The organism is Ferrovibrio sp. (genome assembly GCF_025869515.1).
GTDB lineage: Bacteria > Pseudomonadota > Alphaproteobacteria > Ferrovibrionales > Ferrovibrionaceae > Ferrovibrio.
Map to the genome: position 1 here is coordinate 1 of NZ_JAOZVR010000011.1, position 19144 is coordinate 19144.

Annotated in this window: 20 protein-coding genes; 10 read left to right on the plus strand and 10 right to left on the minus strand. The window is 66.0% G+C overall.

Annotation, left to right across the window (positions count from 1 at the left end):
* Position 1: 1 nt before the first annotated feature.
* On the plus strand, positions 2-1624 hold the full coding sequence (locus tag OJJ21_RS01910; protein WP_297682687.1) for a GMC family oxidoreductase N-terminal domain-containing protein: 1623 nt from the start codon (positions 2-4) through the stop codon (positions 1622-1624).
* 148 nt (positions 1625-1772) lie between these two features.
* Positions 1773-2060, plus strand: coding sequence for a GIY-YIG nuclease family protein (locus tag OJJ21_RS01915; protein WP_297682688.1), 288 nt, complete (start codon positions 1773-1775; stop codon positions 2058-2060).
* A 14-nt stretch (positions 2061-2074) separates the two neighbouring features.
* Here OJJ21_RS01915 and OJJ21_RS01920 read toward each other — a convergent pair whose 3' ends face one another.
* Positions 2075-2749 carry a DUF6629 family protein gene (locus tag OJJ21_RS01920; protein WP_297682689.1) on the minus strand — a complete coding sequence of 225 codons (675 nt, stop codon included), beginning with the start codon at positions 2747-2749 and terminating at the stop codon, positions 2075-2077.
* A 357-nt stretch (positions 2750-3106) separates the two neighbouring features.
* Here OJJ21_RS01920 and OJJ21_RS01925 point away from each other — a divergent pair, with 357 nt between their 5' ends.
* On the plus strand, positions 3107-3403 hold the full coding sequence (locus tag OJJ21_RS01925) for a GIY-YIG nuclease family protein (RefSeq protein WP_297682690.1): 297 nt from the start codon (positions 3107-3109) through the stop codon (positions 3401-3403).
* Between the two features lie 320 nt (positions 3404-3723).
* On the opposite strand, the gene OJJ21_RS01930 is transcribed toward OJJ21_RS01925, so the two are convergent.
* Both OJJ21_RS01930 and ppa read right to left on the minus strand, forming a co-directional pair.
* Entirely contained in the window at positions 3724-4290 is a 567-nt protein-coding gene (locus OJJ21_RS01930; protein ID WP_297682691.1) for a PAS domain-containing protein, read from the minus strand.
* Positions 4291-4674: 384 nt separating this feature from the next.
* Entirely contained in the window at positions 4675-5208 is a 534-nt protein-coding gene (gene ppa, locus OJJ21_RS01935) for an inorganic diphosphatase (protein WP_297682692.1), read from the minus strand.
* A 161-nt stretch (positions 5209-5369) separates the two neighbouring features.
* Here ppa and pyk point away from each other — a divergent pair, with 161 nt between their 5' ends.
* A complete protein-coding gene (pyk, locus tag OJJ21_RS01940; protein WP_297682693.1) occupies positions 5370-6791 on the plus strand; it encodes a pyruvate kinase in 1422 nt (473 codons plus the stop codon).
* 34 nt (positions 6792-6825) lie between these two features.
* Positions 6826-7158: a DMT family protein gene (locus tag OJJ21_RS01945; protein WP_297682694.1), complete on the plus strand. Its 333-nt coding sequence runs from the start codon at positions 6826-6828 to the stop codon at positions 7156-7158.
* Between the two features lie 3 nt (positions 7159-7161).
* Here the strand turns inward: OJJ21_RS01945 and OJJ21_RS01950 are convergent, their stop codons facing one another.
* Positions 7162-7692 (minus strand): tetratricopeptide repeat protein, encoded by a 531-nt coding sequence (locus OJJ21_RS01950; RefSeq protein ID WP_297682695.1) that lies wholly within the window; start codon positions 7690-7692, stop codon positions 7162-7164.
* A gap of 160 nt (positions 7693-7852) precedes the next feature.
* On the opposite strand from OJJ21_RS01950, the gene OJJ21_RS01955 reads away from it, so the two are divergent.
* Genes OJJ21_RS01955 through OJJ21_RS01965 form a run of 3 tightly spaced genes read left to right on the plus strand, consistent with a single transcriptional unit; the run spans position 7853 to position 9630 of the window.
* Positions 7853-8242, plus strand: coding sequence for a hypothetical protein (locus OJJ21_RS01955; RefSeq protein ID WP_297682696.1), 390 nt, complete (start codon positions 7853-7855; stop codon positions 8240-8242).
* 60 nt (positions 8243-8302) lie between these two features.
* Positions 8303-8857 carry a sigma-70 family RNA polymerase sigma factor gene (locus OJJ21_RS01960; RefSeq protein ID WP_297682697.1) on the plus strand — a complete coding sequence of 185 codons (555 nt, stop codon included), beginning with the start codon at positions 8303-8305 and terminating at the stop codon, positions 8855-8857.
* Positions 8854-9630 (plus strand): anti-sigma factor, encoded by a 777-nt coding sequence (locus OJJ21_RS01965; protein ID WP_297682698.1) that lies wholly within the window; start codon positions 8854-8856, stop codon positions 9628-9630. The genes OJJ21_RS01960 and OJJ21_RS01965 overlap by 4 nt, the downstream gene beginning before the upstream one ends.
* A gap of 3 nt (positions 9631-9633) precedes the next feature.
* On the opposite strand, the gene OJJ21_RS01970 is transcribed toward OJJ21_RS01965, so the two are convergent.
* The 6 genes from OJJ21_RS01970 to phaR all read right to left on the minus strand — a co-directional run bounded on the left by OJJ21_RS01970 (position 9634) and on the right by phaR (position 16174).
* Entirely contained in the window at positions 9634-10440 is an 807-nt protein-coding gene (locus OJJ21_RS01970) for an alpha/beta hydrolase (protein ID WP_297682699.1), read from the minus strand.
* A gap of 82 nt (positions 10441-10522) precedes the next feature.
* Complete coding sequence (locus OJJ21_RS01975) at positions 10523-11518, minus strand: 2-dehydropantoate 2-reductase (protein ID WP_297682700.1); 996 nt, start codon at positions 11516-11518, stop codon at positions 10523-10525.
* A complete protein-coding gene (glpD, locus tag OJJ21_RS01980; RefSeq protein WP_297682701.1) occupies positions 11515-13035 on the minus strand; it encodes a glycerol-3-phosphate dehydrogenase in 1521 nt (506 codons plus the stop codon). The genes OJJ21_RS01975 and glpD overlap by 4 nt, the downstream gene beginning before the upstream one ends.
* 41 nt (positions 13036-13076) lie before the next feature.
* Positions 13077-13538 carry a hypothetical protein gene (locus tag OJJ21_RS01985; protein ID WP_297682702.1) on the minus strand — a complete coding sequence of 154 codons (462 nt, stop codon included), beginning with the start codon at positions 13536-13538 and terminating at the stop codon, positions 13077-13079.
* Between the two features lie 52 nt (positions 13539-13590).
* Positions 13591-15483 carry an adenylate/guanylate cyclase domain-containing protein gene (locus OJJ21_RS01990; protein ID WP_297682703.1) on the minus strand — a complete coding sequence of 631 codons (1893 nt, stop codon included), beginning with the start codon at positions 15481-15483 and terminating at the stop codon, positions 13591-13593.
* Between the two features lie 61 nt (positions 15484-15544).
* Positions 15545-16174 (minus strand): polyhydroxyalkanoate synthesis repressor PhaR, encoded by a 630-nt coding sequence (gene phaR, locus OJJ21_RS01995; RefSeq protein ID WP_297682704.1) that lies wholly within the window; start codon positions 16172-16174, stop codon positions 15545-15547.
* Positions 16175-16493: 319 nt separating this feature from the next.
* Here phaR and OJJ21_RS02000 point away from each other — a divergent pair, with 319 nt between their 5' ends.
* Together OJJ21_RS02000 and OJJ21_RS02005 are read left to right on the plus strand one after the other, a co-directional pair.
* Entirely contained in the window at positions 16494-17885 is a 1392-nt protein-coding gene (locus tag OJJ21_RS02000; RefSeq protein WP_297682705.1) for an alpha/beta fold hydrolase, read from the plus strand.
* A 105-nt stretch (positions 17886-17990) separates the two neighbouring features.
* On the plus strand, positions 17991-19144 hold a 1154-nt coding region (locus OJJ21_RS02005; protein ID WP_297682706.1), incomplete at its 3' end, for an acetyl-CoA C-acetyltransferase.

A 19144-nucleotide genomic window follows, 5' to 3' on the forward strand; every position in this document is an offset into this window, starting at 1 on the left:
CATGTCGGCCCAACAAAATCATAAATCTGCCGGCCAGTTCGACTACATCATCGTCGGCGGCGGCACTGCCGGATCGCTGCTCGCCAACCGGCTCTCGGCCAACCCGGCCACCCGCGTCCTGGTGCTGGAAGCCGGCGGCAAGGACGACTGGATCTGGTTCCACATTCCCATCGGCTATCTGTTCGCCATCGGCAATCCGCGCGCCGACTGGTGCTACAGTACCGAGCCGGTGCCGGGGCTGAACGACCGCTCCATCGGCTATGCGCGCGGCAAGGTGATCGGCGGCTGCACCGCGATCAACGCCATGGTCTACATGCGCGGCCAGGTGCAGGATTACGACACCTGGCGCCAGATGGGCCTCACCGGCTGGGGCTGGGACGATGTGCTGCCCTATTTCCTGAAACACGAAGACCACGAGCTCGGCAAATCCGACCTGCATAATTCAGGCGGCGAATGGCGCGTCGAGAATGCCCGCGTGCGCTGGCCGCTGATCGATGCGGTGGCCGAGGCCGGCGCCGAGATCGGCATCCCCAAGGTGCAGGATTTCAACCTCGGCAACAACGAAGGCTCGGGTTACTTCCAGGTCAACCAGCGGCGCGGCCGGCGCTGGTCGGCCGCCACCGGCTTCCTCAAGCCCGTGCTGTCGCGCCCGAACCTGGAGCTGCGCACCAACGTGCATGTCGAGCGCGTGGCGCTGGAAAACCGCCGCGCCACCGGGATTGTCTATTCCCAGAACGGCGAGAGCTATCAGGCCGAGGCGCGCGGCGAAGTCATCCTCGCCGCCGGCGCGATCAATTCGCCGCAGCTGCTTCAGTTAAGTGGCATCGGCCCTGCAGGACTGCTGCAGCAGCATGGCATCGCCGTGCAGCACGACCTGCCCGGTGTGGGCGAAAACCTGCAGGACCATCTGCAGCTGCGCCTGATCTACCGCGTGCGCGGCGTGAAGACGATCAACGACGCCGGCTATCTCGGCAAGGGGCTGATGGGGCTGGATTACATGCTGCGCCGGCGCGGCGCGCTCACCATGGCGCCCAGCACCTTCGGGATGTTCACCCGCTCGGCGCCCGAGCATGCCACGCCGAATGTCGAATTCCATATCCAGCCGCTGTCGCTCGACAAGTTCGGCGATCCGCTGCATCCGTTCCCGGCCTTCACCGCCTCGATCTGCAACCTGCGGCCCACCTCGCGCGGCCATGTGCGGATCAAGTCGGCCGATCCGCGCACAGCACCGGCGATCCAGCCGAATTACCTCGATACCGAAGCCGACATGCGCGTGGCGATCGACAGCCTGAAACTGACGCGCCGGCTCGCCGCCACCCGCGCGCTGTCGAAGTATCAGCCGGAGGAATACCTGCCCGGCACACAGGTGGAAACCGAGGCCGACATGCGCGCCGCTGCCGGCCGCATCGGCGCGACGATCTTCCATCCGGTCGCCACGGCGAAGATGGGCGTCGACGGCGATCCGCTGGCGGTGCTGGACGGCCGCCTGCGTGTGCGCGGGATCGAGGGCTTGCGCGTGATCGATGCCTCGGCGATGCCGCTGATCACCTCGGGCAATACCGCGTCGCCGACGCTGATGATCGCCGAAAAAGGCGCCGCGATGCTGCTGCAGGACGCGCGCTGAGACACGTGGATGCCCGGCCAGGAAGCGTTTCTTGGGCCCGGGCATGACGAATAAAAATGTATGCTCTTAAATGCGTCATGGCCGGGCTTGACCCGGCCATCCACGTCTTGTCTTGCCGCTATGGAAATCCTGCGGCAGTCTTGTCGCCATGCCCGGCGGTTGGGTTTACATCGTCACCAACAGACCGAACGGCACGCTGTATCTCGGCGTGACCGCCGACCTGCCGCGTCGCATCTGGGAGCATCGCGAAGCTGTTGTCGCCGGCTTCACCAAACGCCACGGCTTGAAGCATCTCGTCTATGCCGAACACCATGACGATATCCGGAATGCGATTCAGCGCGAAAAGCTGATGAAACACTGGAAGCGGGCTTGGAAGGTGCAGCTGATCTTGCGCGACAATCCGGACTGGATCGATCTCTATGAGCAACTGATTTAAGGCCCGCCCGCGCCTCACACCTTCGCCACCTGCAGCCGGGCGCGCTGCGGCTGGCGCAGATGCCACAGGATCAGCGCGCTGGTGGCGGCGGCGAAGAAGCACCAGACCGAGACGAAGGCCTGCCAGTAAAACAGGTATGAGGCGATATAGCCGGTCAGGATCACCAGTCCGATCGCATTGAGGCGGCGGTGCGAGGAGAGCCACAGCGGCAGCACGGTGGCGGCGAAATACGAGCCGGCGATCGCCACGCTGTTGCGATAGGCGGTGACGTAGACGATATGGCCGTCCAGCACGATGGCATCATGCGGCCGCGTCAGCACCCACCAGCGCAGATAGGTGCCGGCCGCCACGCCGGCGGCCAGGCAGGCCAGCATCGCCCAGCGCCGCCGCCGGCCCGGTTCGACCAGCAGCACGGCGAGCGGCACATAGACCGGCCAGAATACCTCGGCGATCAGCAGGAACAGATATGTCAGCGTGCTGGCGGTGACGGTCTCCCGCGCCGCCGACAGGTCGAGCCACAGCAGGCCCTCGATCATCTGCTGCGCGGCGAACAGCAGCGGCGTGGCGGCCAGCAGGATTTCGCGCGGCTGGCGCAGGCGGGTCAGCGCGGCGATGCCGATGCCGCCGGTAACCGCGGCGGTGACGAAACTGGCCGTTGCCGAAAAACACATTGTGGGAAGGACCGCCATGGCCGCGGGCTGCGGCAGGCCGCGACGCTGCGCCTTCCGCCGCGCGATGTCCAGCCGGCGGGGCGGTCGTCATCCCCGGAGCCTTGTCGTCATCCCCAGGCCCTCGTCGTCATCCCCAGGCCCTCGCCGTCATCCCCAGGCCCTCGCCGTCAACCTCGGGCCCAAGAAGCGTTTCCTTGGCCGAGAATCTTTCTCCGTCCTGCTCAAGGTCCTCGGCTCAAGGCCGAGGACGACGTGTCTTTATAAAATCGTCATCCCCAAGCCCCCGCCGTCATCCCACCCCCATCGTCATCCTCGGGCTTGACCCGAGGATCTTTCTCCATCCTGCTTGGGGACGGCGACGTATCGAGGTCCATCGTGTCCGGCGGCTGGGTCTATATCCTCACCAACAAAGCTGAAGGCACGCTCTATATCGGCGTGACCTCCGACCTGCCGCGACGCATCTGGGAGCATCGCGAAGGCGCCGTCGCCGGTTTCACCCGACGCTACAATCTGAAGCGCCTGGTCCATGTCGAGCGTTACGAGGTGATCGAAGAGGCCATCCGGCGCGAGAAGGTGCTTAAAACCTGGCGGCGCGCCTGGAAACTCGCGCTGGTCGCGGCAGGCAATCCGGAGTGGCGCGACCTTTACGACGATCTGGCCGGCGGGATGTGAAACACCCGCGATACTCAGGCCCTGTCGTCATCCCCGGGCCCCGTCGTCAACCCCAAGCCCTCGCCGTCATCCTCAGGCTCCGCCGTCATCCCCCCCCATCGTCATCCTCGGGCTTGACCCGAGGATCTCTCTCCGCCTTGCCTGAGGTCCCCGGCTCAAGGCCGAGGACGACGTGTATTATAAATCGTCATCCCCAAGCCCGTCGTCATCCCAAACCCCTATCGTCATCCTCGGGCTTGACCCGAGGATCTCTCTCCATCCTGCCTGAGGTCCTCGGCTCAAGGCCGAGGACGACGATGTAATGGAGCCGTTCGCGCACCTCACGCCTTGACGAAGCTGACCACGTTGCACAGCAGCGCCACGCGCTGCGGATCGTCGCCGGGCAGGTGGCGGGCATGGTGCGTGAAGGGCAGCATCAGGCGGATGTAGCTGTAATAGGGTTTGTCGGCCCAGCTCATCTTGTGTTCGGAGAAATACGGCCGCCGCTTGCGCACCACGGCACCCAGCTCGCGATGCATGCAGGCGGTCTCGGCGCCGAACATCTGGTGCAGCCAGCGCCCGGTCGGCTCCTGGCCCAGCACCTCCACCAGCATGGTGCCGGCGAGCCGGCAGCGGAACTGCAGGCCGCCGCTGCGGTCTTCGCTGGCATCCCACAGGATGGTGTTGGGCAGCAGCGCCTTGATCGCCGCCGGCTCGATGCGGCTGCGGTCGGGCAGGGTGCCGCCGGGACCGGCGAGATCGCGCCACCAGCCGAGTGCCTGCCGCAGCAGCGGATCGGTCAGGTCATCGATCTCGGGGCGCAGGCCGGGCGGCACGCCCTCGCTATCGGCGGGCGCGAAAGGATCGGCGCAGAGGCCGGTGGGGCTGAGGCGCACAAGCGGGTCCATGAGAATCTCCCGGTGGTGAGAGAACGGCGGACACTGGTTTTTTAAGCGGACGGATACTCGGGCTATTCTGCGCTGAGTTGCGCCGGCCGGTGAGTCTTATTTCCGTGAACGCTGAATATAAGAGTATTCAGGGTTCAGGATCGCCCCGGCGCGGGGTTGAAAACCAGCTATATGTTTCCTATATGTTCCGTTAAGACCTGTGGCGGACGAACCCGGACGAACCCGAACGAACCCGAACGAACCGAAACGAGCGCAAACGAACCGCAGCGATGCCGGAACGGGCGTAAACGAACCCGAACGAACCCAAACGAGCCGCAACGGGCGCAAACGAAAACGGCGGCCATTTTAGCGGCCGCCGTTGTGAAATCTGCGAGGAAACACCGTTTACCGGATGCCGGCCGCCCGGACGATGCCTTCGGTGATCATCCTGGCCGCCTCGTCGGGGCCGACCCAGCCGGCCGATTTGACGAACTTGCCCTTTTCCAGGTCCTTGTAGTGGACGAAGAAATGCTCGATCTGCTCGATCAGGCTGGCCGGCAGGTCGGAATAGGTGCTGACGTTGGTGTAGAAGGGGTGCAGCTTGTCGACCGGCACGGCGATGATCTTCTCGTCGCCGCCGGCCTCGTCTTCCATCTTCAGCGCGCCGATCGGGCGCGAGCGGATCACCGCCCCGGCCACCACCGGCACATGGCTCACCACCAGGATGTCGCAGGGGTCGCCGTCGCCGCCCAGGGTGTGCGGGATGAAGCCGTAATTGGCCGGGTAGAACATGGCGGTGTGCAGGAAGCGGTCGACGAACAGCGCGCCGGAATCCTTGTCCAGCTCGTATTTCACCGGCACGCCGCCGGCCGGGATCTCGATCACGGCGTTGATGTCGTAGGGCGGGCTCTTCCCGACGCTGATACGGGCGATATCCATGATTTTTCGGTCCTTCGGACTCGTGGAATTGCAAAAGGCGCGCCTTTTTCGCAAATGCAGCAAAAAACGCAACCGCTTGATCCCTAATATTTTCGTCGCAGCCGGCGCCCCGCGGTGACTAAGATGGGACTGCCCAGCAGTCGGGCAGTGCCGGGGGGAGTATGCATCGGGAACGCAACGTCAAGATCGTCGCCACGCTGGGGCCGGCCTCCAGCAGCCCGGACCGCATCCGCGCCCTGTTCGAGGCCGGCGCCGATGTGTTCCGCCTCAATTTCAGCCATGGCAGCCATGACGACCATCTCGAGCGTATCCGCAGCGTACGCGCGCTCGAGCAGCAGCTCAACCGGCCGATCGGGCTGCTCGCCGACCTGCAGGGGCCGAAACTGCGCATCGGCAGGTTCAAAGCCGGCGCCGTCGACCTGATTCCGGGCAACAAATTCCGCCTCGACCTCAATGCCAGCGAAGGCGACGAGACCGGTGTGCAGCTGCCGCATCCCGAAGTGCTCGGCAGCCTGAAGCCCGGCACCGAACTGCTGCTGGATGACGGCAAGCTGCGGCTGCGCGTCGGCCATGTCGGGCCGGGCTGGGCCGAGACCGAAGTGGTGGTCGGCGGGCGGCTGTCGGACCGCAAGGGCGTCAATCTGCCCGATACCGTGGTGCCGCTGTCGGCGCTGACGCCGAAGGACCGCGCCGATCTCGCCTTCGCGCTCGCCCACGGCGTCGACTGGGTCGCGCTGAGCTTCGTGCAGCGCCCGGACGACCTGCGCGAGGCGCGCGGGCTGATCCAGGGGCGTGCCGCGCTGCTGGCCAAGATCGAGAAGCCCTCGGCGGTGGACTGTCTCGACGAGATCGTCACACTGTGCGACGCGCTGATGGTGGCGCGCGGCGATCTCGGCGTCGAGATGCCGCTGCAGGCGGTGCCCGGACTGCAGAAAAAAATCGTCCGCACCGCGCGGCGCGCCGGCAAACCCGTCGTGGTCGCCACCCAGATGCTGGAAAGCATGATCAAGGCGCCGGTGCCGACGCGCGCCGAGGTTTCCGATGTCGCCACCGCAGTCTACGACGGCGCCGATGCCATCATGCTGTCGGCGGAATCGGCGTCCGGCGACTATCCGGTCGAATCGGTGCGCACCATGGACAGCATCGCGCGCCAGGTCGAACGCGATCCGCTCTATCGCGGCATCATGGATGCCGAACACAACAACCCGGAAAACACGCCGTCGGACGCGATCACCGCCGCGGCGCGCCAGGTGGCCGAAACGATCCAGGCCGCCGCCATCGTCACCTACACGATGTCGGGTTCGACCGCTTTGCGCGCCGCCCGCGAGCGGCCGCGCTCGCCGATCCTGTGCCTGACGCCGCTGGTGGAAACCGCGCGGCGGCTGACGCTGGCCTGGGGCGTCAATGCCGTGGTGGCGCCCGATGCGATCAATTTCGCCGACATGATCGCCAAGGCCACCGCGCTGGCGCGCGCCAGCGACCTGGCCAAGCCGGGCGACAGCCTGGTGGTCACCGCCGGCGTGCCCTTCGGTTCGCCGGGCAACACCAATGTGTTGCGCATCGCCCGCGTCGAGGCGATATAGGGAGTAACTCTCCCCTGACGCCTCCGAGGCCGCCATGACCACGATCCTGATGCTGATCGGCTCCAACGTGCTGATGACATTCGCCTGGTACTGGCACCTGAAATACCCGGAGCAGATTCTGTGGAAAGTGGTGCTGATCTCCTGGGGCATCGCCTTTTTCGAATACTGTCTGGCGGTGCCGGCGAACCGCATCGGCTATGCCAGCGGCATGTTCACGCCGGCGCAGCTGAAGGTGGTGCAGGAGGTGATCACGCTCGGCGTGTTCGCGTTGTTCGCGGTGTTTTATCTGGGCGAGGGGCTGCGCTGGAATTACTTCGCCGCCTTCGCCTGCCTGATCGGCGCGGTATTCTTCATCTTCCAGAAATGACGATCACAGCTCGCGCGCATCGATGCGACGGCGCAGTTCCTTCAGCTTGTCCGGCGCATCGGCCAGATGCGGATTGGCGGCGAGTGCGCGACGATAGGCGCGCAGCGCCTCGGGCAGGTTATCCAGGCGCTCCATGATCAGGCCCAGCCCGGACAGCGCCCCGAAATGGCGCGGCTCCAGCTTGAGCGTGCGCTCGATATCGGCCACCGAACCCGGATAGTCGCCGGCCAGGAAGCGCACGGTGGCGCGCTTGTTATAGGCCTCGGCGAAATCGGGTTTCAGCTCGATCATGCTGCTGAAAATATCCTGCGCCCGGGCAAGGTCGCCCTTTTCCATCACCGCGATGCCGCCCTGCATCAGGGCGTCCAGCGTGTCGGATTCGGATTTCGACCAGGCCTCCCAGATCTTGCGCTCGATCTGCTTGGCTTCGATGGGGTTCTCGGTTTCCTGCAGCTTGTCGAACAGGGTGTCGACCGCCGTCTGCGCTGTGGCGGGCATCGCCAGGAGCAGCAGCGGAAAAAGCGCCAGAATCACCGGGAACCGCATAATGGGGATGGTAGGTCCGCATCCCCGGCCCGGCAAGGACAGAATTCTTTTTCACGATTTCCTGAACGGCAGGGAATAAAACCGCCCGCTGATGGTCTAACCGTCAGGGCGGCCGGGGGCCGCCCGCAGACCTGAAAGGGAATTCCCAATGATACTGCGCAACCTGATGCTCACTGGCCTGCTGGTTGTGGGCCTTGCCGCCTGCGCCACCCAGACCACCGCGCCAGCCGTACCCGGCGACACCGCGATCGGTCCCGTGCTGGTCGATGCCAAGCGGATGACGCTCTATACCTTCGACCGCGACACCGCGCCGGGCAAATCGGCCTGCAACGGTCCCTGCGCCGCCAACTGGCCGCCGCTGGTGGCGACCGCCGGCGACATGGCGAAGGGCGACTGGAGCGTGATCACCCGCGACGACGGCAGCAAGCAGTGGGCCTACAAGGGCAAGCCGCTCTATGGCTGGGTGAAGGACACCAAGCCGGGCGACACCACCGGCGACGGCTTCCTGAACGGCGCCTGGCACGTCGCCAAGCCGTAAGCCGCAGGGTATGGTCGGGCGGCGGCTCTCGCTGCCGCCTGCCAGCCCCGTATTGCCGCCATGCTGTTCCGCCGCCAACCGCATCCGATCGAAGCCGAGATTCCGCGGCTGCGGCGCTTTGCCCTGGCACTGACGCGCGAGCGCGACAGTGCCGACGATCTGGTGCAGGACTGTATCGCGCGGGCGCTGGCCGCCTGGACGACGCGGCGCGGCGATGCCGATGCCCTGCGGCCCTGGCTGTTCGCCATCCTGCACAACCGCTGGCGCAGCCGGCAGCAGCGCGACTGGGCGCGCCCCGACAACCGCCCGCTGGAGGATGCCGGTGAGGGACCTTCGGAAAGCGGCGGCCAGTGGGAGAAGCTGGAATTGCGCGATCTCGATGCGGCGCTGGCTTTGCTGCCCGAGGAACAGCGCGCCCTGCTGCTGCTGGTCGGTGTGGAAGGATTGAGTTACGAAGAGGCCGCGCGCGTGCAGGCGGTTCCGGTGGGAACCGTGATGTCGCGGCTGGCGCGGGCGCGTGACCGACTGCGCCGTCTGACCGACGGCGAGCCGCCACACAAGAATGACGGACAGTGGGGCGAAGGCGGGCGACCGCATCTGAGGAGGGTGAAATGAGCGGCAGTCCGGCGACCAAGGTCACCGAGGCCGATCTTCTGGCCTATGTCGACGACCGCCTGCCGCCCGAGCGGCGCGCCGATATCGAGGCGCATCTGGCGCTGAATCCCGAAGATGCCGCGCGTGTGGCCGGCTGGCAGAACCAGGCCGACGATTTGCGCGTGCATTTTGCGGCGGGTCTGGACGAGCCGGTGCCGGCGGCGCTGACCGCGGTGTTCGCCGCCCAGCGTCCATCGCTGCTGGCGCCGGTATTGCGGATCGCCGCCGTGCTCGGACTTGTGGTGCTGGGTGCGGGTGCCGGCTGGTTCGGCCGCGGCGCCATGGCGCCGGCGACGGTGGTGGCGGCATTGCCGCAGGAAGCGGCGCGGGCGCATCTGGTTTACAGCAAGGAAGTGCTGCATCCGGTCGAGGTGCCGGCCAGGGAAGAACAGCATCTGGTCGCCTGGCTGTCCAAGCGCGTCGGCACCGCGCTGAAGGTGCCAAGCCTGACGGCACAGGGCTATGGGCTGGTCGGCGGCCGTCTGCTGCCGGCCTCCAGTGGCAATAACGCGGCCGCACAGTTCATGTACGAGAATCGCCAGGGCCAGCGGCTGACCCTCTATGTGCGCTCGGGTGAGGGTGGCAGCGACACGTCCTTCCGCTTTGCCGGCGAAGGCAATGCAGCGGCCTTCTACTGGGTCGATGGCGGTTTCGGCTATGCGCTGACCGGCGAGGCCGGGCGCGAAGCCCTGCTGCCGATGGCCCGCGTGGTCTATGAGCAGCTGACGCGCTGAGCGTCAGCGCAGGCCGCATTGCCGCAGCAGCGCGGCACCGAGCGGATGGTTCGGATCGGCGGCGGCGAATTTGATGGTGAAGTGGTTGCCGCCGGCCATACGGATGAAGTCCGTGTGCGTGCCGGCATTGCGGCAGGCCTGATGGAACTCCACGCTCTGTGCCTGCCAGGCTTCCGGCTCGGCATCGCCGCAGGAGACCAGAACCGGGCCTTTCAGCTTCGGCGGAAATTTCGTCACGCTGTTGCGTCCGGCCGCAGCACCGTCGAGACGGATGCTCTCGTTCACGCTGATATGCAGCACCGGCTCCAGCGAATAGACCCCGCTGATCAGGCCAAGCGAGGCCACCGGCGGCTGCGGACCCAGATTGGCCGGCCATGGCGCTGCCACCATCATGGCGGCGAGATGCGCGCCGGCGGAATGACCGATGACGTGGATCTTCGCCGGATCGGCGCCCCATTCGGCGGCCTTGCCGGCGATATGCACCAGGGCCTCCTGCATTTCGCGCACGATGGCATCCAGCGTGACATTCGGGCAGAGGTCGTAATTCAGGTTCACCGCCACGGCGCCGCGTTCGATATAGGGCGGCACCGCGAAGGTCATGGTGTTCTTGTCGAGGCCGCGCCAGTAGCCGCCATGGATCAGCACCACCAGCGGTGCGCCCGGCTGCGGGTTCTTCGGCTTGTGCAGATCGTAGGTCTGCAGCGGGCCAGGACCGTAACGCAGGTCGTATTCGCCGCCGATGGCGGCACGGGCGGCGGCCGACCTCTCCACATAGGCATCGAAATGCTGCTGGAAATCCGGCACTGCCATACGCGGATTGAACTGGGCTTCGAGATCTTGCGGGGAAAGACTACGCCAATCAAAATTTTCTCTGGCGAAGCTCATATCGCTCTCACTCGTTAAAGGTTCCAGCCACGCGGGCGCGGACTTTCAGCAGCGCCAGCACGGTATCGATGGTGGGCGTCGGGATGTTCAGCTTGCCGGCCAGTTCGGCGATCACGCCGATCAGGCCGCCGATTTCCATCGGCCGGCCGCCTTCCAAGTCCTGCAGCATCGAGGTCTTGTGCGGGCCGACCTTTTCGGCCGCTGCCATGCGCTGCTCGATGGTGAGCGGGAACCGGATGCCGAGCGCTTCGCCGATGTGGCGCGATTCTTCCATCATGGCGCCGAGCACGCGGCGGGCGTCGGGATCGCGCGACAGGCCTTCCAGCGTGCCATGGGTCAGCACGCTGACCGGATTGTAGGACAGGTTGCCCCACAGCTTGGTCCAGATTTCCTGGCGGATATTGTCATGCACCGGCGCATCGATGCCGGCAGCTGTCAGCACCGCGCTGAACCGCTGCACGCGTTCGCTGCGGCTGCCATCGGGCTCGCCGATCGGCAGGCGGTTGCCGCCGCCGTGATGGATCACGCCAGGCGAAGCGATCGCACCGGCAACCCAGACCACGCTGCCGATGGCACGCTGCGGCCCGATCAGGTCCCATTGCCTGTCGCCGGGATCGACCGAGGCGATACGGCTGCCATCCAGCGGCCCGCCATGCCTGTGGAAATACCAGTAGGGTACGCCGTTCATCGCCGTGATCATCGCCGTCTCGGTCCCGAACAGCGGCAGCATTTTCTCTGCCATCGCCGGTACGGCGGGGGCCTTCAGGCTGAGGATGACCAGATCCTGCGCGCCGGCCTCGGCCGGATCGTCAGTGCAGGCCGGATGCGTGGTGAAACGCTCGGTCTTGCCTTCCACCGTCAGGCCGTTGGCGCGGATTGCATCGCGATGCGCGCCGCGGGCGATCAGGGTGACGTCATGGCCGGCACGCGCCAGCAGGCCGCCGAAATAGCCGCCGATGGCGCCGGCTCCGACCACCGCAATACGCATTGGGGCAATCTTCATGCAGTTTCCATATTGGGGCGATGCTGCGCCATCCAGTTGGCGAGCTTCTCGCGGTCGGTGGCGCTGACCCACAGGCCGCATTTGGTGCGGCGCCACAGCACATCGTCGGCTTCGCGGGCCCATTCGCGCCGCATCAGGTAATCGACCTCGCGCGCATACAGCCCGCCGCCGAAGCTTTCGCCCAGATCGCTGGCCCATTGCGCATCGCCCAGAATCTCGCGCACCGCGCTGCCATGGCGGCGCGCCAGACGGGTCAGCCAGACCGGATCGAGGCCGGGATATTTATGCTTCAGTTCGGCCACGAAGGCATCGAAGCTGGCGGCGCCCAGATCGCCGCCGGGTAAAGGCTTGCTGCCCGACCAGGGTTTGCCCATCTGCGGATAGAAGGACGCCAGCTTTTCCAGCACCTGCTCGGCCAGACGGCGCGAGGTGGTGAGCTTGCCGCCATAGACCGAGAGCAGCGGCGGCTCGCCCGCCTTGCCATCAAGATCAAGGACATAATCGCGCGTGATGGCAGATGGATCGCTGTCGCCATCGTCATACAGCGGCCTGACCCCGGCAAACGACCAGACGATCTGATCGCGCGTCACCGGCTGCCTGAAGTATTCGCTCGCCGCTTCCAGAAGATAGGTCGTCTCTTCCTCGCTGATGCGCGGCGGGCCGTCCAGTTTGTCCAATTGTATGTCTGTTGTACCAACAAGCGTGAAGTCGCGCTCATAGGGGATGGCGAAGATGATGCGGTTGTCGGCATTCTGGAAAATGTAGCAGTGCTCGCCGTCGAACAGCTTCCTGGTGACGATATGGCTGCCCTTGATCAGTCGCACGCTGTTCTTTGGGTTTTTGCCGAAGGCACCGGTGAGCGTCTCGCGTACCCAGGGGCCGCCGGCATTGACGATGCCGCGCGCCGTCACCTCACGGCTCGCGCCGGTCATCTGATCGGTCAGCGTGGCATGCCACAGACCGCCCTCGCGCCGCGCCGCGGTGACGGCGGTGCGGGTGAATATCCGGCTGCCGAGCTGGCGCGCCGCCATGGCGTTCAGCACCACGAAGCGGGAATCATCCACCCAGCAGTCGGAATATTCGAAGCCGCGGCTGAACTCTTTCTTCAGCGGACGGCCGCGCGGATCGCCCTGCGTGAAATCCACGCCGATCGAGCCGGGCAGGGTCTGGCGGCCGGCCAGATGATCGTAGAGGAACAGGCCGATGCGGATCATCCAGGCCGGACGCAGGCCGGGATGATGCGGCAGCACGAAGCGCAGCGGCCAGATGATATGCGGCGCCATCTTCATCAGCACTTCACGTTCGCCCAGCGCCTCGCGCACCAGGCGGAATTCGTAATGCTCGAGATAGCGCAGGCCGCCATGGATCAGCTTGGTGGCGGCGGAGGAGGTGGCGCCGGCAAGGTCGCCGCGTTCGGCGAGGATGACGCTCAGGCCGCGTCCGGCGGCATCGCGGGCGATGCCGGTGCCGTTGACGCCGCCGCCGATGATCAACAGATCGGCCGGTTCAGATGACATGAGAAAAACCTGGCAAAAACCGCTGGGGCAGGAAGCGGCCTTTATACGGTCACGCTCACTTGCTGCGCAAGGTCGAGGTCCAGCCGGCCGCGCCGGCCGCCGCTGCGATAGGCCCGGATGGCGCCCGCCCGGGCCTCGTCGCTCAAGGGGGTCTCGTCAGCCTGGGCGATCTGCTGGGTATGCCAGGTATTCAGGCCGAAAGCCTCGCGCCAGGCGCGGCGGCGTTCCAGATGGGGCGGGATTTCGATGTTGATTTCGGCCGGTTCGCCGCGGTCGGTGCGGCGGCGCAGCAACTGGCTGATCGCCGCCCCGGCGGCCTGGCCGGCCTGTTTGGTCTTTTGCAGCAGGCCGCCTTTGGCGGGCTGATCGGCGGCTTCCTCGGTGGTGCTGAACCGGGGGGAGGCGACGGCCTGGCGCTTGCGCTGGGCGGCCTCGGAGACGGAATCGGGCTGACCGCCGCCAAGTGGCGTTACTGCCGTGCCGATGCCCAGATTATTGACCATGGAACCCCGTCGTTCAGGGCCGGACTCAAGCAGGGATTCGGTAAACGGGGGGTTAACCCGGCAATAAAGTAACGGACTTTTGCGGGTGGTCGAGACGATAGACCTCAATCGCGCCGTCGCGGCCCTTGATCGGGAGGTCGCCGATCAGCGGCGGCCTGGGATCCAGACCGGCGGCGGTCACGGTTTCGGCGCTGGCCAGCGCGATGAACTGTTCGTCCAGCAGCTGGTGATCATGGCCAAGCTGTTCCAGCCGCTGGGCGGTGTTCACGGTGTCGCCCACCACGGTGTAGTTGATGCGGCCCGGTGCGCCGATATTGCCGACCACGACGGGGCCGGAATGCAGGCCGATCCGCATGCGCAGTATCGATTTGCCCAGCATGGCGCGACGCGCATTGTCGGCGGCCAGCGCCTTGCAGATTTCATCGGCCGCGCGACAGGCGCGCGCGGCATGATCCTCGTCGCGCTTGATCGCGCCCCACACCGCCATCACCGCATCGCCGATGAACTTGTCGATGATGCCGCCCTCTGCTTCGATGCAGGCGGTGACGAGTGCGAAATGCTCGTTCAGGATATCGGCGGTGTCCTGCGCGCTCAGCCGTTCCGACATGGCGGTGAAGCCGACCAGGTCGGTGAACATCACGGTGACGTCGCGCTGCTTGCTGGTGTTGACGGCATCCTCGCCCTCGCGCACCAGACGGTTGACCAGCTTGCGCGGCACATAGTTGCCGAACCAGCGCAAAGCCGCATTGGCGGCATTGATCGCCTGTCCAACATCGTCGAGTTCGCGCAGGCGGGTGCGCTCGAGCGGCGGCGTGTCGAAATCCAGGTTGCGCAGGCGGTTGGCCGCATTGCCGATCGCCAGCAGCGGCTTGCGGATCAGGAAGCCGAGGCGCCAGGCGACCAGCAGCGACAGGATCAGGCTGACCCCGCCGACCGCGGCCGAAAGCTGCAGGCGGCGGACCTCGGTCTCGATCTGGTCGAAGGTGAAATAGCGGCCGACGATCCACGGTGTGTCGCCATAGGCGTAGAGCCGGCGGTAGACGAAAATCCAGCGGCGGCCTTCGGCTTCCACGATATGGGCGCCTTCCTCGTCCAGCATGGCGCGGGCCAGCGTCACATCGATCCGGCCGTCCCAGATCTGCTTCAGCACCGGATCGTGGATGTCTTTCAGCGCCGGCACCGGCTGGCGCATCGACAGCGCATAGTCGTGGTTCAGCAGCGTGGGATGCGCCAGCACCATGTCTTCGCCGTAGAGGATGAAATTGACCGCCTCGCCGTCGATGCTGTCGGTTTCCAGCAGGCGCGACAGCGTGCCGAGCGACACCACGGCCAGCGCTTCGCCGACGAAGACATCGTCGATCACCACCGGGGCATGGGCATTGATCAGGGCCTGGCCGATTTCCGGGTTCCAGATCAGATCGCCCCAGGTGACCGGTTTGCGGTGGTCTTCCTTGCGGCTGGCGACCGCATAGAGACGGCGCACCGCCTCGTCGCGCGCGGCGACGTCGGGGTAGGTGAGGATGGAGCCGTGCAACGGTTCATAACGCCGGTTGCTGCCCGGCACACGGCCAACCCGCGTCGCCACCAGGTCGTTGCGCAGCAGGGCGATGGCGTCGACCGGCGGCAGCGCATCCAGCGTGGCGATCATGTAATCGGTCAGGCGGCCGACATCGTTGACGCCGATCTGCTTGCTCTGCAGCTGCTGGCGCAGCGCCTCGATCTGATGCGCGGCGGGGTCGAGCTGCAGCTGGGTGCGTTCGATCAGGTGGCTGACAATGCGCTGGTTGCGGTCGCGCAGCAGCTCCACGGTGTTGAGCCGGCCGCTGACCAGCGCGATGCCGTAGGCAATGCCTGCCAGCAGCATCAGCGTGCCGACGCCGACCGTCAGCACGCGCGAGATCGACAGCCGCAGACGCATCGGCCTGGCCGCGCGCGGCGACGTCACGCCCGGCTGGGTGGCGGGAAGCGGCGGATTTTCGGCTGACGGCAGGGCAGCGGGCGGCTGCTTACCCCTTGGTTCGGGCAAGGGCTTCGACCTGCTTGCGCAGTTCTTCCATCTGCTTCTTCAGGGCATCGACCTCGACCGGATTCTCGCCCGCAGCCGCCCTTTCGCCGGCGGCCGCGACCGAGGATTTTTCGGCGTCGTTCATGCCGGCGACGAAGGGGTTGAACAGCGTCATGGCGCGCTGGAACATCGCCATATTCTGGCGACCCATTTCTTCAATGCTGCGGAACGGGAACATCTCGCCGAAGGATTCCGCCATATACTGGCGCATCTGGTCCTGGTTGCGCTGGAACGAGGTCATGGAGATTTCCAGATAGCTCGGCACCAGGGTCTGCAGGCTGTCGCCGTAGAAGGAGATCAGCCGGCGCAGGAAGCCGATCGGCAGCAGCTGCTGGCCGCCCTTGGATTCCTCTTCGAAGATGATCTGGGTCAGCACGCCCCGGGTGATGTCTTCGCCGGTCTTGGCGTCCTCGACCAGGAAATCCTGGCCGTCCTTCACCATCTGGCACAGATTCTCCAGAGTCACGTAGGACGACGTTGACGTGTTGTACAGCCGCCGGTTTGCATACTTTTTGATCTTTACGACGGGCGCCCCTGTCGTCTGTGCCGTCGTCTGCTCGGTTTCGGCCACGGTCCTGCGCTCCCTAGGATTTGTTAAAAAGTATTTCACTCATTATCGTATGTATACGCAAGGGTCTTGTGCGCCGCGAAAAGATAGCCCGGAAGGGGGCCGCCGGTGTAGGCTGCCGGCATGGACGATCCGAAGGCAAAAACCGGCGACGCACAGGTGCTGGCACAACGGTTTCTCGACCTCTGGCAGGAGCAGGCCGGCTTGCTGGCCACTGACCCGAAACTGGCGGAACTGTCGGCGAACTGGCTGACGCTCTGGCAGCAGGGCGCCCAGAAGGCACAGCAGGCCGCGGCAGGCGCGACCAAGCAGGGAGGCGGATATGGTGCAACACCCGGAGCCGCCCAAAGCACACCAGGAGCAGCCCCGGGCGCAACGCCTGGGGCCGCGTCCGCTGCCGCTGCATCTGGCCACCACCAACCTGATGCTGCTGAGCTCGCTCGCCGTCTGGCCGATTGCGAAAAACGCCTCGCCGCACTTGAATCCGCACTGGCTGGCGCGCTTCAGCCAGCTGCTGCCCGACCTCGCCAGCGTCGACCCAAATGAATTCACCGCAGCGCTGATCCGCGCCGGGCTGGCGCGGATCGGCGCGATGACCGGCGGCATGCAGCGTTATCGCCGCCATGGCTGGCATCGCGATCTGCCCGATCCGCCTGTTTTCTGGCGGGAAGGCAGTTCCCGTCTGCTCGCATATGGCGAGGCAGGCATGCCCGTCCTGCTGGTGCCATCGCTGGTCAACCGTGCCTATGTGCTCGATCTGGCCGAGGGCCAGAGCCTGGCGCGCTGGCTGCCCAGGTCGAGCACAGCTAGGCAGGGCATGCGGCCTTTCCTGCTCGACTGGGGCGATCCGGGCCGCGCCGAGCAGCGGTTCGACCTCGCCGCCTATATTGCCCGTATCCGGCGCGCGCTGAAGCATGTGAAGCGCGAGACCGGACAGACGCCGATCCTGCTCGGCTATTGCATGGGCGGCAATCTGGCGCTGGCTGCAGCGGTGACGGCGCCGGAGGACGTTGCTGCACTCGCCCTGCTGGCGACGCCCTGGGATTTCCATGCCGGCGGCGCGCATCATGCCGCGCTGGTGCAGGCCCTGGCACCGGCCCTGGTGCCGGCGCCGGCCAGTGCGGGCGAAGCGCCGCCGATGCTCGAGGTCGATACGCTGCAGGGTTTCTTCTGGGCGCTCGATCCCTTCACGGCTCTCAAGAAGTTCACCCAGTTTGCCACGCTGCCCGAAGGCAGCGATGCCGAGCGCCGTTTCGTCGCCATGGAAGACTGGCTCAACGATGGCGTGCCGCTGGCCGGTGCGGTGGCGCGCGAATGCCTGCTTGGCTGGTATGGCGAAAATCGTCCGGTGCAGGGCCGCTGGCTGATCGACGGCCGGCCGGTGCTGCCGCAGGACTGGCGCAAGCCGGCACTGGTGGTGCTGCCCGAACGCGACAAACTGGTGCCTAAAGAAGGGGCTGCCGCTTTGTTGACCCAGATGCCACAGGCACAGCGTCTGGATGCGCCGAGCGGTCATATCGGCATGATGGTCGGACCACGCGCCGAGGCCGGGCTTTGGCAGCCGCTGGCCGACTGGCTTGCCGCCACGGCAGGCACGGGGGCAGCCGCGAAGACTAGGTCGCAGACGGAGAAACCGGCGCGCAAACCGCGTTCCCGCACAGCCCCCTCCACTGGCCCCCGCACTGGCCGGCGTGCGACCAAAGTGCAGGCGTGATCGGCGCTTTTGCGCCCGGCGGGGTCTTGCCGCAGTTGCGAAAAGGCCGCTATCGTTCAGCCATACCGCCTCGCCAAATATAACGTCCGATCTCTGGAGGACACCATGACCGATATCGTCATCGCCAGTGCCGCGCGCACGCCGGTTGGCTCGTTCAATGGCACGCTGAGCAGCGTGCCGGCCCATTATCTCGGCCAGGTCGCCATCGATGGCGCGCTGAAGCGCGCCGGCGTGCAGCCAGGCGAGGTCAGCGAAGTGATCATGGGCCAAATCCTGACCGCCGCGCAGGGCCAGAATCCCGCGCGACAGGCCTCGATCAATGCCGGCCTGCCGGTGGAAGTGCCGGCCTGGGGCGTCAACATGCTGTGCGGCTCGGGCCTGCGCGCGGTGGCGCTCGGTTTCCAGGCGGTGAAGAACGGGGACAGCGCCATCGTGGTCGCCGGCGGCCAGGAAAGCATGAGCCAGGCGCCGCATGCCGCTTACCTGCGCGCCGGCCACAAGATGGGCGATCTCGGCTTCATCGACACCATGATTCGTGACGGCCTGTGGGACGCCTTCAATGGCTACCACATGGGCAACACGGCGGAGAACGTGGCCAAGCAGTTTCAGATCACCCGCGAGGCGCAGGACGAATTCGCGGTGAAGAGCCAGAACAAGGCCGAGGCCGCGCAGAAGGCCGGCAAGTTCAAGGACGAGATCGTTCCGGTCACCATCAAGGGCCGCAAGGGCGACACCGTGGTGGAGAATGACGAATATATCCGTCACGGCGCCACGGTCGATGCGATGAAGGCGCTGCGTCCGGCCTTTGCCAAGGACGGTTCGGTCACCGCCGGCAATGCTTCGGGCATCAATGACGGCGCCGCCGCCGTGGTGCTGATGAGCGCCGAGGAAGCCAGGAAGCGCGGCATCAAGCCGCTGGCCCGTATCGTCAGTTGGGCGCAGTCGGGCGTCGATCCGTCGATCATGGGCACCGGGCCGATTCCGGCCTCGCGTGCCGCGCTGGCCAAGGCCGGCTGGAAGGCCGGCGACCTCGATCTGGTCGAAGCCAACGAGGCTTTCGCCGCCCAGGCCTGCGCCGTGAACAAGGATATGGGCTGGGATACCGACAAGGTGAACGTCAATGGCGGCGCCATCGCCATCGGCCATCCGATCGGCGCCTCGGGTGCCCGCGTGCTGGTGACCCTGCTGTATGAAATGCAGCGCCGCGATGCCAAGAAGGGCCTCGCCACGTTGTGCATCGGCGGCGGCATGGGCATCGC

What these genes read in the sequence shown, in the direction of transcription:
- OJJ21_RS01910 (WP_297682687.1), top strand. Translation starts at nt 2, where the DNA reads ATGTCGGCCCAACAAAATCATAAATCTGCCGGCCAGTTCGACTACATC.
- OJJ21_RS01915 (WP_297682688.1), top strand. Translation starts at nt 1,773, where the DNA reads ATGCCCGGCGGTTGGGTTTACATCGTCACCAACAGACCGAACGGCACG.
- OJJ21_RS01920 (WP_297682689.1), bottom strand. Translation starts at nt 2,749, where the DNA reads ATGGCGGTCCTTCCCACAATGTGTTTTTCGGCAACGGCCAGTTTCGTC.
- OJJ21_RS01930 (WP_297682691.1), bottom strand. Translation starts at nt 4,290, where the DNA reads ATGGACCCGCTTGTGCGCCTCAGCCCCACCGGCCTCTGCGCCGATCCT.
- ppa (WP_297682692.1), bottom strand. Translation starts at nt 5,208, where the DNA reads ATGGATATCGCCCGTATCAGCGTCGGGAAGAGCCCGCCCTACGACATC.
- pyk (WP_297682693.1), top strand. Translation starts at nt 5,370, where the DNA reads ATGCATCGGGAACGCAACGTCAAGATCGTCGCCACGCTGGGGCCGGCC.
- OJJ21_RS01945 (WP_297682694.1), top strand. Translation starts at nt 6,826, where the DNA reads ATGACCACGATCCTGATGCTGATCGGCTCCAACGTGCTGATGACATTC.
- OJJ21_RS01955 (WP_297682696.1), top strand. Translation starts at nt 7,853, where the DNA reads ATGATACTGCGCAACCTGATGCTCACTGGCCTGCTGGTTGTGGGCCTT.
- OJJ21_RS01960 (WP_297682697.1), top strand. Translation starts at nt 8,303, where the DNA reads ATGCTGTTCCGCCGCCAACCGCATCCGATCGAAGCCGAGATTCCGCGG.
- OJJ21_RS01965 (WP_297682698.1), top strand. Translation starts at nt 8,854, where the DNA reads ATGAGCGGCAGTCCGGCGACCAAGGTCACCGAGGCCGATCTTCTGGCC.
- OJJ21_RS01970 (WP_297682699.1), bottom strand. Translation starts at nt 10,440, where the DNA reads ATGGCAGTGCCGGATTTCCAGCAGCATTTCGATGCCTATGTGGAGAGG.
- OJJ21_RS01975 (WP_297682700.1), bottom strand. Translation starts at nt 11,518, where the DNA reads ATGAAGATTGCCCCAATGCGTATTGCGGTGGTCGGAGCCGGCGCCATC.
- glpD (WP_297682701.1), bottom strand. Translation starts at nt 13,035, where the DNA reads ATGTCATCTGAACCGGCCGATCTGTTGATCATCGGCGGCGGCGTCAAC.
- OJJ21_RS01985 (WP_297682702.1), bottom strand. Translation starts at nt 13,538, where the DNA reads ATGGTCAATAATCTGGGCATCGGCACGGCAGTAACGCCACTTGGCGGC.
- OJJ21_RS02000 (WP_297682705.1), top strand. Translation starts at nt 16,494, where the DNA reads ATGGTGCAACACCCGGAGCCGCCCAAAGCACACCAGGAGCAGCCCCGG.